Source organism: Bradyrhizobium sp. AUGA SZCCT0169 (assembly GCF_018130085.1).
Classification (GTDB): Bacteria; Pseudomonadota; Alphaproteobacteria; order Rhizobiales; family Xanthobacteraceae; genus Bradyrhizobium.
Genome location: NZ_JAFCMC010000010.1, coordinates 22,027 through 37,143 on the forward strand (window position 1 = coordinate 22,027; position 15,117 = coordinate 37,143).

The 15,117-nt window shown below is 62.1% G+C and carries 18 protein-coding genes; 7 read left to right on the forward strand and 11 right to left on the reverse strand.

Annotated features, from left to right (window positions below; genetic code table 11):
- Positions 1-55: 55 nt before the first annotated feature.
- Positions 56-1,642 (reverse strand): gamma-glutamyltransferase, encoded by a 1,587-nt coding sequence (gene ggt / locus JQ609_RS13985; RefSeq protein ID WP_212273833.1) that lies wholly within the window; start codon positions 1,640-1,642, stop codon positions 56-58.
- 204 nt (positions 1,643-1,846) lie between these two features.
- Between ggt and JQ609_RS13990 the strand changes: the two genes are divergently transcribed.
- Both JQ609_RS13990 and JQ609_RS13995 read left to right on the forward strand, forming a co-directional pair.
- On the forward strand, positions 1,847-2,599 hold the full coding sequence (locus JQ609_RS13990; RefSeq protein WP_212209177.1) for a rhodanese-related sulfurtransferase: 753 nt from the start codon (positions 1,847-1,849) through the stop codon (positions 2,597-2,599).
- Positions 2,592-2,807: a SlyX family protein gene (locus JQ609_RS13995; protein WP_212273834.1), complete on the forward strand. Its 216-nt coding sequence runs from the start codon at positions 2,592-2,594 to the stop codon at positions 2,805-2,807. The genes JQ609_RS13990 and JQ609_RS13995 overlap by 8 nt, the downstream gene beginning before the upstream one ends.
- A 77-nt stretch (positions 2,808-2,884) precedes the next feature.
- Here the strand turns inward: JQ609_RS13995 and JQ609_RS14000 are convergent, their stop codons facing one another.
- The 4 genes from JQ609_RS14000 to JQ609_RS14010 all read right to left on the reverse strand — a co-directional run bounded on the left by JQ609_RS14000 (position 2,885) and on the right by JQ609_RS14010 (position 4,784).
- On the reverse strand, positions 2,885-3,151 hold the full coding sequence (locus JQ609_RS14000; RefSeq protein WP_192738391.1) for a hypothetical protein: 267 nt from the start codon (positions 3,149-3,151) through the stop codon (positions 2,885-2,887).
- 98 nt (positions 3,152-3,249) lie between these two features.
- Complete coding sequence (locus tag JQ609_RS35535) at positions 3,250-3,384, reverse strand: hypothetical protein (RefSeq protein WP_283813718.1); 135 nt, start codon at positions 3,382-3,384, stop codon at positions 3,250-3,252.
- Between the two features lie 21 nt (positions 3,385-3,405).
- Positions 3,406-3,627: a hypothetical protein gene (locus JQ609_RS14005; RefSeq protein ID WP_212209175.1), complete on the reverse strand. Its 222-nt coding sequence runs from the start codon at positions 3,625-3,627 to the stop codon at positions 3,406-3,408.
- Positions 3,628-3,917: 290 nt separating this feature from the next.
- Positions 3,918-4,784 carry a LysR family transcriptional regulator gene (locus tag JQ609_RS14010; protein WP_212273835.1) on the reverse strand — a complete coding sequence of 289 codons (867 nt, stop codon included), beginning with the start codon at positions 4,782-4,784 and terminating at the stop codon, positions 3,918-3,920.
- Between the two features lie 353 nt (positions 4,785-5,137).
- Between JQ609_RS14010 and JQ609_RS14015 the strand changes: the two genes are divergently transcribed.
- From JQ609_RS14015 to hemE, 3 genes are all read left to right on the forward strand, one after another.
- A complete protein-coding gene (locus JQ609_RS14015; RefSeq protein WP_212273946.1) occupies positions 5,138-5,551 on the forward strand; it encodes a TadE/TadG family type IV pilus assembly protein in 414 nt (137 codons plus the stop codon).
- Entirely contained in the window at positions 5,538-7,220 is a 1,683-nt protein-coding gene (locus JQ609_RS14020) for a pilus assembly protein TadG-related protein (RefSeq protein ID WP_212273836.1), read from the forward strand. The genes JQ609_RS14015 and JQ609_RS14020 overlap by 14 nt, the downstream gene beginning before the upstream one ends.
- A gap of 153 nt (positions 7,221-7,373) precedes the next feature.
- A complete protein-coding gene (gene hemE, locus JQ609_RS14025) occupies positions 7,374-8,420 on the forward strand; it encodes a uroporphyrinogen decarboxylase (protein WP_212273837.1) in 1,047 nt (348 codons plus the stop codon).
- Positions 8,421-8,566: 146 nt separating this feature from the next.
- Here hemE and JQ609_RS14030 read toward each other — a convergent pair whose 3' ends face one another.
- The 3 genes from JQ609_RS14030 to JQ609_RS14040 all read right to left on the reverse strand — a co-directional run bounded on the left by JQ609_RS14030 (position 8,567) and on the right by JQ609_RS14040 (position 11,564).
- Positions 8,567-10,180 (reverse strand): GMC family oxidoreductase, encoded by a 1,614-nt coding sequence (locus tag JQ609_RS14030; protein ID WP_212273838.1) that lies wholly within the window; start codon positions 10,178-10,180, stop codon positions 8,567-8,569.
- 137 nt (positions 10,181-10,317) lie between these two features.
- Positions 10,318-11,094 carry an enoyl-CoA hydratase gene (locus JQ609_RS14035; protein WP_212273839.1) on the reverse strand — a complete coding sequence of 259 codons (777 nt, stop codon included), beginning with the start codon at positions 11,092-11,094 and terminating at the stop codon, positions 10,318-10,320.
- The gene (locus JQ609_RS14040; protein ID WP_212273840.1) at positions 11,091-11,564 is read right to left on the reverse strand and encodes a MarR family winged helix-turn-helix transcriptional regulator; all 474 of its coding nucleotides are present in this window, start codon (positions 11,562-11,564) and stop codon (positions 11,091-11,093) included. Before JQ609_RS14040 ends, JQ609_RS14035 begins: the two co-directional genes overlap by 4 nt.
- A gap of 261 nt (positions 11,565-11,825) precedes the next feature.
- Between JQ609_RS14040 and JQ609_RS14045 the strand changes: the two genes are divergently transcribed.
- Both JQ609_RS14045 and JQ609_RS14050 read left to right on the forward strand, forming a co-directional pair.
- Positions 11,826-12,068 carry a hypothetical protein gene (locus JQ609_RS14045; protein ID WP_212273841.1) on the forward strand — a complete coding sequence of 81 codons (243 nt, stop codon included), beginning with the start codon at positions 11,826-11,828 and terminating at the stop codon, positions 12,066-12,068.
- Between the two features lie 149 nt (positions 12,069-12,217).
- The gene (locus JQ609_RS14050; RefSeq protein WP_212273842.1) at positions 12,218-13,258 is read left to right on the forward strand and encodes a uroporphyrinogen decarboxylase family protein; all 1,041 of its coding nucleotides are present in this window, start codon (positions 12,218-12,220) and stop codon (positions 13,256-13,258) included.
- Positions 13,259-13,275: 17 nt separating this feature from the next.
- On the opposite strand, the gene JQ609_RS14055 is transcribed toward JQ609_RS14050, so the two are convergent.
- The 3 genes from JQ609_RS14055 to JQ609_RS14065 all read right to left on the reverse strand — a co-directional run bounded on the left by JQ609_RS14055 (position 13,276) and on the right by JQ609_RS14065 (position 15,006).
- A complete protein-coding gene (locus JQ609_RS14055; RefSeq protein ID WP_212209166.1) occupies positions 13,276-13,668 on the reverse strand; it encodes a VOC family protein in 393 nt (130 codons plus the stop codon).
- A 91-nt stretch (positions 13,669-13,759) separates the two neighbouring features.
- Positions 13,760-14,023: a hypothetical protein gene (locus tag JQ609_RS14060; protein WP_212273843.1), complete on the reverse strand. Its 264-nt coding sequence runs from the start codon at positions 14,021-14,023 to the stop codon at positions 13,760-13,762.
- Positions 14,020-15,006 (reverse strand): DUF2778 domain-containing protein, encoded by a 987-nt coding sequence (locus JQ609_RS14065; protein WP_249127976.1) that lies wholly within the window; start codon positions 15,004-15,006, stop codon positions 14,020-14,022. The genes JQ609_RS14060 and JQ609_RS14065 overlap by 4 nt, the downstream gene beginning before the upstream one ends.
- Between the last annotated feature and the right edge of the window lie 111 nt (positions 15,007-15,117).

The following is a 15,117-nucleotide window of genomic DNA, read 5'->3' on the forward strand; positions in this document are numbered from 1 at the left end:
GGTTCCGTTATCCCTGAGATGGGCCGACAGACGGGCGGCGACCTGCCCGGCCGGTTTAATAGCCCAGCGCGCAACCGTCCTTGCGGGGATCGGAACCGCCGACCAGCGTGCCCTTGTCCCAGTCGATCCAGATCGCCTGGCCGCCGCCGAGCGGGCCGACCACACTGGTGGTCTTGTGCCCGATCTTCTTCAGGCCCTCGACGATATCAGCCGGCACGCTGTCCTCGAGCTGGTAGACGCCCTCGTAGTGCAGGCCCCGCGGCATATCGATCGCTTCCTGCACGTCGCAGCCATAGTCGATCATGTTGGTCAGCACATGGCTCTGGCCTACCGGCTGATACTGCCCGCCCATCACGCCGAACGGCATCAGCGCGCGGCCGTTCTTGGTCACGAGGCTCGGGATGATCGTATGCAGCGGCCGCTTGCCCGGCGCGATGCAATTGGGATGGCCGGGCTGGATCCGGAAACCGCCGGCGCGGTTCTGCAGCAGCACGCCGGTGTTATTGGAAACGATCGCCGAGCCGAACGAATGCGCGATCGAGTTGATGAACGAGCAGACGTTGCGGTCCTTGTCGACCACCGTGATGTAGACGGTGGACGGATTCATCGGCGGCGCGATGTTGGGCAGATCGAGCAGTCCGTCCATCCGGATCTTGCTGATGTGCTCTTCGGCGAACTCCTTGGCGAGGATGCCGGCAACATCGACGTGAACCTGCGCGGGGTCGCCGATATACTGCTCGCGCATCATGTAGGCGATGCGCGCGGCCTCGGCCTCGAGATGAAAACGCTCGACGCTCAGCGCGGGATATTTCGTGAGGTCGAAGCGCGAGAGGATGTTGAGCATGACAAGCATGGTGATGCCCGGGCCGTTCGGCGGGCATTGCCAGACGTCGTGGCCCTTATAGATGGTGCCGATCGGCGACGTCGTCTCGGTAGAGTGGGCTGCGAAATCCTCCAGCGTGTGCAGGCCGCCGATGCCGCGCAGGGTGTCGACCATGTCGGCGGCGATCTCGCCGGTATAGAACGCGTCGCGGCCATTCCTGGCGATCGCGCGCAGCGTCTTGCCCAACTCAGGCTGATGGATCAAATCGCCAGCGGCGGCCGGCTTGCCGTGCGGCAGCAAATAGCGCTCGGTGTTGGTGCCGTTCTTGAGCTTTTCGAAACCGTTCTTCCAGTCGAAGGCGATGCGCGGGGCGACGATGTAGCCTTCTTCCGCGGCCTTGATCGCCGGCTGCAACAGGGTATCGAGGCCCATCTTGCCGTGATCGCGCAGGATCGTATCCCAGGCGTCGATGCTGCCCGGAATGCTGACGGCGTGCGCCGAGGTCAGCGGCACCGAGTTGATCTTGCGCTCCAGATACCATTCGGCGGTTGCCGCCATCGGCGCGCGGCCGGAGCCGTTATAGGCGACGATCTTACCTTCGCCCTTGGGCTGGATGAGCGCAAAGCAATCGCCGCCGATGCCGGTCGATTGCGGCTCGATGACCCCAAGCAGCGCGCAGGCCGCGACCGCGGCATCCGCGGCGGTGCCGCCCGCGCGCATCACGTCGACCGCCACCAGCGCCGCGGCGGGATGCGAGGTCGCCACCATCGCGTTCTGGGCATGGACCGTCGAGCGGCCGGCGAAATGGAAATTCCTCATCAGGAAAGCTTTCTTTTCAGCGTTTTCTTTGGCCACGCCAAGGGTCGGGCGCGGGCTAACCGTGGGTTCTTGGCATATTCATCCCGGATTGGGCAATGGCTGGTATGCCAGAGATTTCACCACGAGGGCAGGCCGGCAAACGCAGGGGGTAGCGGCTGATTTTGCAGGGTTTCCCACTCGCTGCCCGCCTGATACACGGTCGCGATGCCCCTCAAGGTCGCCACCTTCTATCAGTTCGCCGCGCTGCCGGATTTCCGGGAACTGCGCGAGCCCCTGCGCGCGTTCTGCGCGGGCCTTGGGCTGAAAGGCAGCGTGCTGCTGGCGCATGAGGGCATCAACGGCACGATCGCCGGCGAACCTGCCGCTATCGACGCTCTGGTCGAGGAGTTGCAAGCAGGCGCCCTGCTCGGCGGCCGGCTCGACAATCTCGAACTCAAATTCTCCCAAGCCGCCACGATGCCATTTGCGCGGCTGAAGATCCGGCTCAAGAAGGAAATCGTCACGCTGGGCGACGCGATTGCCGACCCGACCCGGCAGGTCGGCACCTATGTGGAGCCGGCCGACTGGAACGCGCTGATATCAGCGCCCGATACCCTCGTGATCGACACCCGCAACGCCTTCGAGGTCGCGATGGGGACGTTCGAAGGCGCGCTCGATCCCGGCATCAGGAGTTTTGGGCAGTTCAAGGATTTTGCCGCGCGGCAGCTGGATCCCGCCAAGCACCGCAGGATCGCGATGTTCTGCACCGGCGGCATTCGCTGCGAAAAGGCCAGCGCCTATTTGCTGGCGCAAGGATTTAGCGAAGTCTATCACCTCAAGGGCGGCATTCTTCGTTACCTGGAAGGCGTGCCGAAAGAACAAAGCCGCTGGCGCGGCGAATGCTTCGTGTTCGACGAGCGCGTAGCGCTTGGGCATGGCTTGCAGGAACGGCAGATCAGCGAGGGCTCTCATGAGTGAAGCCAATGCATTTGGCGAGCGCATCGACGCGCTGGAGATGCGGCTGACGTTTCAAGACGTAACCATCGAGACGCTGAACCAGACCATTACCGAACAGTGGAAGCAGATCGACGCCCTGACGCGCCAACTCGCGGAGCTGAAGGAGCGGCTGCAGGACGCCGAAAGCAACATCACCGGTCCGGTCAACGAACGGCCGCCGCATTATTGAGACAACAAATGGAAACGGCCCCCGCCAGGGAGGCCGTTTCGTCAAACTCAACGCTGGTCAATAAAAACCAACGCTGCTTAATACCGTTCGCGCTCGATGATGACCTTGCGGTCGGGGTCGTAATCGCGCTTGCGCTTGATCACGACGGTCTCGTCGCGATCACGGTACTCACGCTCGCGGATCACCTCACGGTCGCGATAGCGGTCACGGTCGACGCGGCCGACGGTAACGCCAGCGCCTCCCGGTCCAACGCCGACACCGACGCCGACATCCTGCGCACTCACCGGCTGAACGAAGGAAATTCCGGCTACCGCGACGGCAGCCATTACAAGATGCTTGATCATCGCATGTTCCTCTCTGTGGATTTATCTCTGTGAGTTATCTGGGAGCAATTCGGGGTGATATGAATCGTTCCGGCGCAATCACGCACGCTGCAATTGCACTACGCGTGCATGCCAAACCAGATCGCGAGCGCGATCATGGCAGCCACGATCGCGGCCCAGACCACCGGCGCGGCTTGCTTCGAACTGCCGCTACGCGGCGAGTTGTTGGCGGCGTGGTTGAATTCAGTCTTCATCACATCACCCGCCAATAAGTGCTAGCGGAAAACCGCGAGTACCTTGTCCCACAGCGTTTCGTTGGCGCGATCGCCGTCATGTTTCGACGGCGCCGGTTGCGCGGCGCTGGCGGGGTCGGAGGCGGGGAAACTGCCCTCCAGCCCGGCATCGAGCTTTTCGTGCATTTCCCGATCGGCCAACAGCGCCTCACGGGGGTCATCGGCGTGCTTGTCATGCGCCGCGGGATTGAATTTCTCAGCCATGTCGTCCTCCATGGGAATACAACATCGGCGATTGGCCGCAGTTCCGCTTTGCTCATGCCGAAAAAACGTTCCAGCAAGCGGAACTTGCGCCGGATTCCGTCATATGCCGGGTGCAGCGGTTGCGATACAGGGAAATCCCGAGATTGCGCTGATATGTCCGCCCCTGAAGAGCCGCTCCCCGCCCCTTTGCTCCAAATGCCAGATGAGAATGATACCGAGTTCCGCTCGCCAGACTCCGCGAATGTGGGAGTGTCGGCGCTGCGGCCATAAGAACCCGCTTCAGAAAACCACTAGCTTTCAGCCTGGCCGCCGCTTCCTGCGACGCCACCGAAAAACAGCGCGGACAGCTGCTTCATGACGACCCGAGCATGATCGTTGTCCAGCTCCAACTTCGCGCAAAGCAACCCTTTGACGGGAGGCAGCGGCGGCAAATAGTATTCCTTTGCGTAAACCAGGTCTGGCGGAATCATGCGTCTGGGAATTGCGGTAATGCCGATGCCCGCCCTTAGCGCCGCCAGCTTCGCATGAAAATCGGGGCTATTGAAAACAATCCTGTAGGAAAGCCCCTGCTTCACCATCGTCCGTATCATCGAATCGTCACCGGGCCATGTCAGCAGCGGGATCGGCGCACCGGGACTGAGCACAAAGTCTTTCGAACGTACCCAGAGCATCGGATCTTCGCATTCATTGATGACCAGCTCTTCGACCTCGGCCTTGATCGCCTCATTCTCATAAATGCAGGCCATGTCGATATAGCCGTCGGTCAATCCCTTCCCGATCGCCGTCGAATGATCCGTGTGGATCATGATGTTGGCCATTGATTGCTGCGTTTGATGCTTGACGAACTCCGGGACGAACAGAGTACTTAGTCCGAGCCGCAGTGGTTTCGGACCGATAGTGTTACCACCGAGCCGCAACATCTGATCGTTCGCTTCGAGAATTCGTCGCGCATGGTGCAAAGCAAGCTTGCCAAGCTCGGTGGTCGTCGTCCCATTGGCCGTCTTCACAAACAACGAGCCGCCGATCATGCTTTGCAGCCGTTTCACCTGCGAGCTTATCGCCGGCTGGCTCAATCCCAGCCGCTCACCTGCTTTGGACAGGCTTCTGGTCTCTGATATGGCGACGACGGTACGAATGATCTCGATTGGAATATGCATGTGAAAATTTTGTCGGTGCGTCAAAACGGTCCTCCACAACCGCACTAATGGCCCCCGCCCCCGGGATCAATAAGAATCAATATTGGTATTGCAGGCGGTTGTACGCCAATATGTTTACTATCCAACAGGAAAACACATTCCATGTGACCGCTAGGGTGCATATCCCGTATTTGTCCGGGCGCGTCCTTTCGATCGGGGCATCCGCCGCAGCATTGCGCGCATTGATGGACCCATAAAAAGCTGAGGTCTCACAGCAATGGATCAACCGCTCCAATTCTCAGAAGAAGTTTTATAGCGCGTGTTCACCCATCCCTGAGATGCTGAACGAAAATCAGCATCGTGAGGTACAGGTGATGCGTAAACTGGTTCGTTGCTGCCGTGGCGTATCTGCGATCGAGTTTGCGATACTGGCGCCGGTGTTTCTGTTGCTGGTATTCGGAATAGTCGTATTTGGCGCCTATCTGGCCATGGTCCACGGCGTACAGCAGCTGGCCGCCGAAGCCGCCCGTTCGTCCATTGCGGGGATGAATGATAGCGAGCGAAGGAGTCTCGCCGCGAGTTACGTCACCGCCAATGCATCGACCTATCCACTGCTTACGGGGAATGCGCTCTCCGTCAATGCCGCTGCATCGGCCGGCGACGCCAACGTATACGTCGTCACGGTAAACTATGACGCGTCGCGTAGCTTCATCTATCAATTGCCGTTCGTTCCTGCCCCGCCATCCACGATCGTCCGCTCCGCGGCGATCCCAAATGGAGGGTTCTGACTTGATAACGAAGCCGATATTCCGGCGGTTTCGCGCCGACGAGCGGGGCAACATAGCCATCATGGGTGCCGGCCTGATGGTCCTGGTGATCGGATGCACCGCGCTTGCGGTTGATCTTGGAACGATCTTCGCTGACCGGCGCAAGACCCAGAGCACCGCCGACCTCGCTGCCATTGTTGCTGCCAGCAATCTTTCCAATGCGGTGAACGCTGCGACGGCGACGGTCGTGAAAAACAACTATCCCGCAAGCTCGATGGTAAAGCTCGAACTCGGAACATACACTGCCAACAGCACCGTTTCGCCGCAGACCCGCTTCGTGACACCGGGGGCCGGCACCGCGAATGCAGCACGCGTAACCTTGAACACCCAGACGCCGCTGTACTTTGCACGCGTCTTCACCGGCACCAACCAGTTCACGATAAAGACTTCAGCCACCGCGTCGTCGACCGCCATCGCGTCGTTTGCCATCGGCTCGAGATTGGCATCGGTGAATAACGGATTGATCAACGCCATGCTCGGCGCGACCCTCGGAACCAATCTGTCGCTATCGGTGATGGACTATGAAGCCCTCATCAGCGCTCGCATCGACGCGCTGGATTTTCTCTCCGCGTTGGCGACACGCATCAACCTGACCGGCGCCACCTACGACAGCGTGCTCACCAGCAACGTTAAAGTCGCCGACATCATCGCGGCGGCATTGACCACCCAGCAGACCGCCAATGGAGCGAACGCCGCGACAGCTGCGTTATCGACGATCTCGCAAGCCGTCTCCAGCAGCACGACAAAAATCAAGCCGGGATCACTGATCGACGTCGGTCCGTATGCCAATCTCCCTACGGGACAGAAAGCCAAGGTTGGCGTCGGCGTGTCGGCGCTTGATCTGGTGTCAGCCACGGGCCAGGTCGCAAATGGCACAAACCAGATCGCAACTTCCGTCAATCTCGGTTTGCCGGGCATCGCCAGCGCCTCCCTCACCGCGACCATCGGTGAGCGGCCGGTCGGCTCCGGATGGATTGCACTTGGTACCAAAGGCGCCAGCGTGCATACCGCGCAGACCCGCATTCTGCTGTCGGTCCAATTGGTCGGCAGCGGCGCTGTTCCCGTGGTCAATTTGCCGCTGTACGTCGAAATAGCGTCCGGCACGGCCACGCTCAACGCCCTGAACTGCGGACGCCCGAATATCAACACATCGACCGTCACGCTCGGCGTAACGCCCGGAATCGTCGATGCATGGATCGGCAACGTGACGACAGCCGAGCTGAAGAACTTCACAAGCAAGCCGAACCCGCCCGCAGCCACGCTGGTCAATCTGGGTGGAGTGACAGTCACCGGTCGCGCCCACGCCGGGATGGGCAACACGACCGCCAAGAGCGTCGACTTCAGCTACTCGGACATCCAATCCCAGGTCAAACGGACGGTGACGACCACGAACTTCACTTCATCCCTCACATCGAGCCTGCTTGGGGATCTGTCGCTGTCCGTGAATGTGGGCCCGTTAGGACTTCCCGTTCCCGGACTCGGTTCGACGGTCAGCGGCATCCTTGGCGGTGCGACCGGTTCGATCGATCAATTGCTGGCCTCGGTGCTTGCGACGCTCGGTGTGGGTATCGGACAGGCCGACGTCTGGGTGCTTGGAATCCGCTGCGACGGAGCCGTGCTGGTAAACTAGCAATCCTCTCTGAAGGTTGAACCGGATTGGGGAATCCGGCGCTTCTCGATAACCATCGATTGAATAGCGATAGCCATCAAACGCTTGGCCAAGCCTCAACTGGCGTGTATCAGGAACGGCGTCTCTTACCCGATACATGGCTGGAACCAACGTTTGACCTCCTCTCCAACAATCAAACCGTTTCTCGACGTATTGTCCGGCCACCGTCAGCCGGTGCCGCCGGTCTGGATGATGCGGCAGGCCGGGCGTTATCTGCCCGAGTATCGCGAGCTGCGCGCCAAGGCCGGCGGCTTTCTCGATCTGTGCTTCACGCCGGAATACGCCGCCGAGGTGACGCTGCAGCCGATCCGCCGTTTCAACTTCGATGCCGCGATCATCTTTTCCGACATTCTCGTCATCCCCTACGCGCTCGGCCGTTCCGTACGCTTCGAGGCCGGCGAAGGCCCGCGGCTCGACCCCCTGGATACGCCGGAGCAGGCGACGAGCCTGGCCACGCAGGCCGACTTCAGCAAACTCGAACCGGTGTATGAGGCGCTGCGCCGCGTTCGCCGCGAGCTCGATCCCAACATCGCGCTGATCGGCTTCTGCGGCGCGCCGTGGACGGTGGCGACCTACATGGTCGCAGGCCAGGGCACGCCGGACCAGGCGCCGGCCCGGATGATGGCCTATCGCCATCCCCAGGCGTTTTCGAAGATCATCGACGTGCTGGTCGAGAATTCGATCCAGTATTTGCTCGGCCAGCTCAAGGCCGGCGCCGACGTGCTGCAGATTTTCGACACCTGGGCCGGCGTGCTGCCGCCGCGCGAATTCCAGCGCTGGTCGATCGAGCCCGCCAAACGCATCGTCGCGGGCGTGCGCGCGCAAGTGCCCGATGCCAAGATCATCGGCTTTCCCCGCGGCGCAGGTGCAATGCTGCCCGCTTACGTCGAGGCGACCGCCGTCAATGCCGTCAGCATCGACTGGGCGGCCGAGCCGTCATTGATCCGCGAGCGCGTTCAGAACCGCGTCGCCGTGCAGGGCAATCTCGATCCGCTGGCGCTGATCGCCGGCGGTGCGGCGCTCGATCGCGCGGTCGACGACGTGCTGGCGAATTACGCCAGCGGCCGGCTGATCTTCAATCTCGGCCACGGCATCCAGCCAGAAACGCCGATCGCGCATGTCGAGCAGATGATCAAGCGGGTGCGGGCGTATAAGGGGTAATTGTCATGCCCGCGAAGGCGGGCATCAAGTAACCACCAGCCCGCGCGAGAACCGAGACGTCACGGCGTACTGGATCATCCGCCTACGCGGATGATGACAGTGGTGTTTGCCGGGGCTGCCTCAGTCGGAATGCAGAACCGAATAGGCTACCGCGCATCCTCCAAAATCATGTCGGAGGCCTTTTCGGCGATCATGATGGTCGGCGCGTTGGTATTGCCGGACATCAGGTCCGGCATGATGGAGGCATCGACCACGCGCAGGCCCTCGATGCCGCGCACGCGCAAGCGCTGATCGACCACGGCCAGCGGATCGTTGCCCATCCGGCAGGTCGAGGTCGGATGATAGACCGTGCTGCCGGTGCGGCGGCAGAAATCCAGCAACTCGTCGTCGCTCGCGACTTTCGGGCCGGGATCGACCTCGCCGACCGCAAATGGCTTGAGCGCCGGCGCCGCGAGAATCTTGCGCAATATCCTGATGCCGTCGATGAAGGCGCGGCGGTCGGTTTCGGTTGCGAGATAATTGATACGGATTTCCGGCGCCACGCTCGGGTCCGCGCTCTTGATGCGCAGCGAGCCGCGGCTTTCGGGACGCAGCTGGCATACCGAGGCCGTGAAGCCCGATTGCGCATGCAGCTTCTCGCCCATCTTGTCGGTCGAGAACGGCAGGAAGTGAATCTGGATGTCGGGCGAGGCCAGCCGCGGATTGGTCTTGAAGAACGCGCCCGAGGTGCCGGCCGCGATCGTCAGCGCGCCCTTGCGGAACGCCGCATATTGCAGACCGGCCATCACCCGCCGAACCGGGTTGTTGACGATGTCGTTCAGCGTGATGGATTGGGCGCAACGCGTCACCAGCCGGACCTGCAAATGATCCTGCAGATCGTTGCCGACGCCTTGCGCGTCGAGCACCACCTCGATGCCGTGGCTCTTCAGGAGGTCCGCTGGCCCGACGCCGGAGAGCTGCAGCAATTGCGGCGAATTGTATGCGCCGCTGGAGACCAGGATTTCCTTGCGCACCCGTGCAATGCGCACGCGGCCTTCCTGCTTGTACTCGACCGCTTTGGCGCGGCGACCTTCGAACAAAATGCGCTGCGCCAGCGCCGAGGTTTCGATGTGCAGATTGCTGCGGTTCTTCGCGGGACGAAGATAGGAGAACGCCGAACTGGCGCGGCGGCCGCGCCGCGTCGTGGTCTGGAAAAATCCGGCGCCTTCCTGGGTCGCACCGTTGAAATCCGGATTGGTCGGAATGCCGACTTCGGCGGCCGCGACAACGAAAGCCTCCGACAAGGGATCGTGATGCCGCCAGTCCGACACCGGCAGCGGGCCGTCCGCGCCGTGATACTTGTCGCCGCCGCGTTGTTGATTTTCGGCCTTCTTGAAATAGGGCAGCACGTCGTCATAGCCCCAGCCGGCATTGCCGCGCTGGCGCCAGCGATCGTAATCCTCATGCTGGCCGCGCACATAGAGCAGACCATTGATCGAGCTCGAGCCACCCAGCACCTTGCCACGCGGCTGAAACACCTGCCGGCCGTTCAAGCCCGGCTCGGGCTCGGTCTGGTACATCCAGTTGACGGATTTTTCCTTGAACAGCTTGCCGTAGCCGAGCGGCACGTGGATCCAGAGATTGCTGTCCTTTGGTCCGGCCTCCAGCAGCAACACCGAATGCTTGCCGTTCGCGCTCAGCCGATTGGCGAGCACGCAGCCGGCCGAGCCGGCACCGACGATGACGTAATCGAATTCGGAAGCGTCGTTATTATTGTTCATTGGTTCCCCCGGGCACTATCCGGCGTCCCTCCTCCCTATGCAACGATGTGGGATGATCACGGGCGATGCACCGTTCGGGTGCATCGCCACACAGGATGCCAGCCATGGAAAACAGGTAGCGGGGGCGTCCGATAGGGTCAAGTTGCCGCAAGCTTTGAGAAATCCGGCGGGCGGCGCTCGGCGAATGCCGTGAAGGCTTCGCGCGCCTCCATCGTCTTCAACCGTTCCGCGAACCGTTCACTCTCTGCCAGTATCTGCGCCATCAACATCTCGGGATTGCGCATCAGCCGCTTGGTCGTGCTGACGGCACCGGCCGGTTGCCTGGCGAGACGTCCCGCAAGCGCCTTTGCCTCGGCATCGAGCCGGTCCAGCGGCACGACGCGATTGGCGATGCCCCAGGCCAGCGCAGAGGCGGCATCGACGGCCTCACCAAGCGCAAACATCTCAAAGGCGCGCGCATAACCGATCCGAAGCGGCATCAGCAGGCTGGAGGCGGCTTCCGGCACCAGTGCCAGATTGACGAACGGCGTTGAAAGCAGCGCGTTCTCGGCCAGCACCACGAGATCGCAATGCAGCAGCATCGTGGTCCCGACGCCGACGGCGCGTCCGTGGACCGCGGCAACCAGCGGGCGGCTGGATTGTGCGAGCGATTTCAGGAAGCGGCTGACGTGGCGCTCGCCCTGCATCTGGCCGGTGGCAATCGCCGCGAACTCGCCGACGTCGTTGCCGGCAGTGAACATGTCGCCTTCGCCCCGGATCAGGACCACGCGGACGGCGGGATCGTTCTCCGCACCCTGGATCGCGTCCGCCAGCGCGCCGTACATCGCGTTTGTCAGCGCGTTCTTCTTGTCGGGTCGCGCCATCGTCAGAATCAGGATGCCGCCGTCGTTTTCGATTTTGATGTGTTCGGTCACTGCACTTCTCCTCTTGGAAACCTGGTTTGAAAACTGGTGAGCCAGCGCGCGACGATTTCGATTTCGGCGTCGGTGAATCCCTCGGCGAGGCGTGCGTTGATTTCGGCAAGCCCGGCCTTCGATTGCGCCAGCGCCACGCGCCCGACCGGCGTCAGCCAAAGCCGCCACGCGCGGCCGTCAGCCGGATCGGCGCGCCGCTCGATCAGGCGAGCCGCCGTCATCCGGTCCACCAGGCCACTGATGCCGGGCGGACCGAGGTCCAGCGCCGCACCCGCCTCGCCCATCAGGGCCCCGTCGTGTTGACCGAGGATAAAGAGCAAGCCGGATTGCGCGGCCGTCACCCCGTTCCTCCCTGTCTTCGTGGCGACCCATCGCTGCAGCCGCCGCTGCGCGACGTTGAGCAGGAAGACCAGCCGGCGGTCCGGGCGGGAGGTCACTTGCGGACCCGCTCCTGGGAATTTAGTTCGCATGCGAAATATCTACCCGAAGGCCGGGAGCTTGTCACTACTGAATGTGATGTCGCACCCTCGGCACCGAGCGAGGTTCCGCGGCCGGCCCGCGCCGGCGAAGAAGGCGCCCGCTTCCACCCGGAATTCCTGCTCGACTGCGTACCAACCGGTCCCAAGGCGCGGCCCCGCCCAATGGAGCGGTCCAGGAGAGCGGCCAAGTGATTGGTTGCCCTTTGGTCCCGGCGGGAGGATGCTGTCGACCCTGGGCAAAGGGAGAGCGGCATGAGCAAGGCAAGCCTCGACAATCGCCACCGCAACCACGATGGCGAAATCAGCCACAAGCACGGCGCCACGCTGGTTGGCACGTTTCGCAAGATTTACGGACAGGGATTCGCCGCCGGTTATCCGGCAACCGAGAAGCTGAGCGACGTCTTGCTTCAGCTCAACGAGACCTCGCTGAGCCAGCTTCGCCGGGATTACGAAACCGGTCACCTCGAACAAAAAATCGCGAAAACGGCGAAGTAAAACCCCGCCTCCGCGACCCTGCCCACGTTCGCCGACCGCGACGGCAGCGGCGGCGTGTCGATCGATGACCAGATGTTTTGACGCGCTTTCTTCACGCCGCTTCGCCTGAAAACGCCGTCGACGATAGCAACAAGAGCAAGGATACCGTGATGAACCTGCCAACGCATTTGCTGCCGACCACCGTGGTCGGAAGCTATCCGCAGCCGGAATGGCTGGTGGACCGTGCGATGCTGTCGAAGGTGGTGCCGCGCACGCGCATGCATGCGATGTGGCGGCTGCCGCCGGAGCATCTGCAGGAAGCGCAGGACGACGCCACCATCGTGGCTATCCGCGACATGGAGCGCGCCGGCATCGACATCGTCACCGACGGCGAAATCCGCCGCGAAAGCTATTCCAACCGGTTTGCGACCGCGCTCGACGGCATCGACGACGAAAAGCCTGACATGATCACCTCGCGCAGCGGGCAACAGACGCCGGTGCCGCGCGTGGTCGGCCCGGTGAAGCGCAAGGGCCCGGTCGAGCTCCACGACATGGAATTCCTGCGCAGGAATACCGACCGCGCGGCCAAGATCACCCTGCCCGGCCCGTTCACGATGAGCCAGCAAGCCAGGAACGAGTTCTACAAGGACGACGAAGAACTCGCGATGGCGTTTGCGGAGGCCGTCAACGCCGAAGCGCTGGATCTGCAAAAGGCCGGCGCCGACGTGATCCAGCTCGACGAGCCCTGGGTGCGCAACAATCCGGACCTCGCAAGGCGCTATGCCGTCAAGGCCATCAACCGCGCATTGGCCGGCATCACTGTGCCGACGGTCGTGCATCTGTGCTTCGGCTATGCCGCGGTCGTGCCGGGTTCGACCAAGCCGGCGGGTTACTCATTCCTGGCCGAACTCGCCGACACCAGCGCCGAACAGATTTCGATCGAGGCCGCGCAGCCGAAGCTCGATCTCGGCGTACTCAAGGATCTCTCATCGAAGAAGATCATGCTGGGCGTGCTTGATCTGGGTAATCCCGAGATCGAGACCGCCGCCATCGTCGCGGATCGCATCCGCAACGGCCTCAAGCATGTCGCGGCCGAACGTCTGGTGGTGGCGCCCGATTGCGGCATGAAATACATGCCGCGCCACGTCGCATTCGGAAAGCTGAAGGCGATGTGCGAGGCGGCTGCGATCGTACGCAAGGAAATCAGCTAGGGCGCTTCCCCTCGCACCTAAACCTCGGCGTAGAGTTCGATGACGTTATCCTCGGGGTCGCGGAAGAACAGCGCGCGATGGTGCCAGCTCGGTATATCCCGGGGCGGGCTCAGGATTGTCACCCCCCTGGATTGCAACGTCGCATAACAGGAATCGATCAGATGCGGCGCAACCCGGAAGGCGAGCTGGACCGCGGCCGAGCCGGGGGGAAACGGACCATCGTGCCACGCAGCCCAAGGACCGCGCGGCCTCAAGGTGAGCAGCGCGGAGCCGACCTGAAAGCTGACCCAGTTCTCACTGTCGTGAGCGAGCGGAAAGCCCATCACGTCGAGATAGAATTGCTTGGTCTCCTGCATCTTCGAACACAGCAGAATGGTGTAGTCGAGATTGCGAATGTCACCCAGACTCATGCAGCTGCCATCCTTGAAAAATCGATCTGAAATGACTGGCCACGCCGCGAGATGGCCCAACGAAAATGATAGCTCTTATGGGACTACATCGTCAAAGCAGCTTGGCGCGGACGAACAGCGCGCGCAATGCGGCGGTCGCCTGCACCGTCAGCATCGCATCTTCAGCGGCGCCTTGCAGCGTACGGACCGCATCGGCGTGCAACGACTTGAACTCGATCCATTCGACCGAGCTGAGATTGGTGATAAACTGATAGGCCTGGCCGACGGTACCGATCGATACCGTCTTGCCGTTCAAACTGATCTTGAACGTGGCCCGCAGCGGCGTGTCGGAATTGGAGACGCTGTTCGCAGTCATGATGGCGACGTCGAACGCCGCGACGCGGTCAGTCCCTCGTTCAGGCTCGGCACCACGACGAGGCGCTTGACCTGCCCGTTTCGATAGGCCTGCAGGAACTTGTCGTATTCCTTGATCGAGACGCAGCCGTTGGAATCGCCATTGGGCCCGAGCAGATAGGAGTGCACCAGCAATCCGGTTCGTCCGAGCGTGTCGGCATCCCCCACCGGCGTCATGCGAAGCGCCGCGACACCATGAAACAGCTTCTCTCGCGGTTTCAGATCATAGACGTTCGGCGGCGTCGCCCCGACCATGCGCATGGCGACCGAGGCTGGGTTATCCATCAGGCCGCCGAGGCCTGAATGCGCCTCGAGCTTGACGCCGTTCGGCATATAAACGGTCCGCGCCGAGATGTCGTAGACGGCGGTCGTGCTGTCATAACCGAGCGCGCTGAGATCCGGCTTCTTGACGAACAAGCCGTCGCCCGGCGTTAGCGACGCCAGCGTAAAGCGCATCGGCACCATATCGGCCAGCTTCTGGAACATGGTCCGGTCGTCCGACCGCGCCGGCGGAGGCGGCGGATCAACCCGCAGCGCCAGACTGGCTTCGGCCGGCCGTGACTTCGGCAGCGGAATCGCAGGTCCGGCTGGCGCTGCGGGCTGGTCGACCTGCGTGTCCGGCAATAGCTCGGCCAGCTGGCTTTCGATGTGACCGAACTCGGCGTCGAAATCCGTTCGCGCCGGACGGAAGACGGGACGCGAGGGATACCTGATCGACGACGCGTTGCGCGCCGATCCCGATCCGAACCTGTCATCGAAAGAGAATGTACCGGCGCTGTTGGCGGCTTGCGGATTTCGTAGCCAGGCAACGAGATCAACATTCATCGACCAGGCGGCCAGCGCCGACGTCACCACGAGCAAGGCAGCGGCCAAGGCGGCCTTGCCGACCAATGGAAAACCGCGGCTCAAAGCAGGCCCGGTCGTGCTCGTGGTCCTGTAATCCATCCGTCCCCGGCTCGGCGCTTCGGAATCAGACCTGATTCCGCAAGGGATTCACCGAATAAGCCCAAATATAATGCAATTCAAAGTAAGGCATAATCGAGACACCGGACCGCG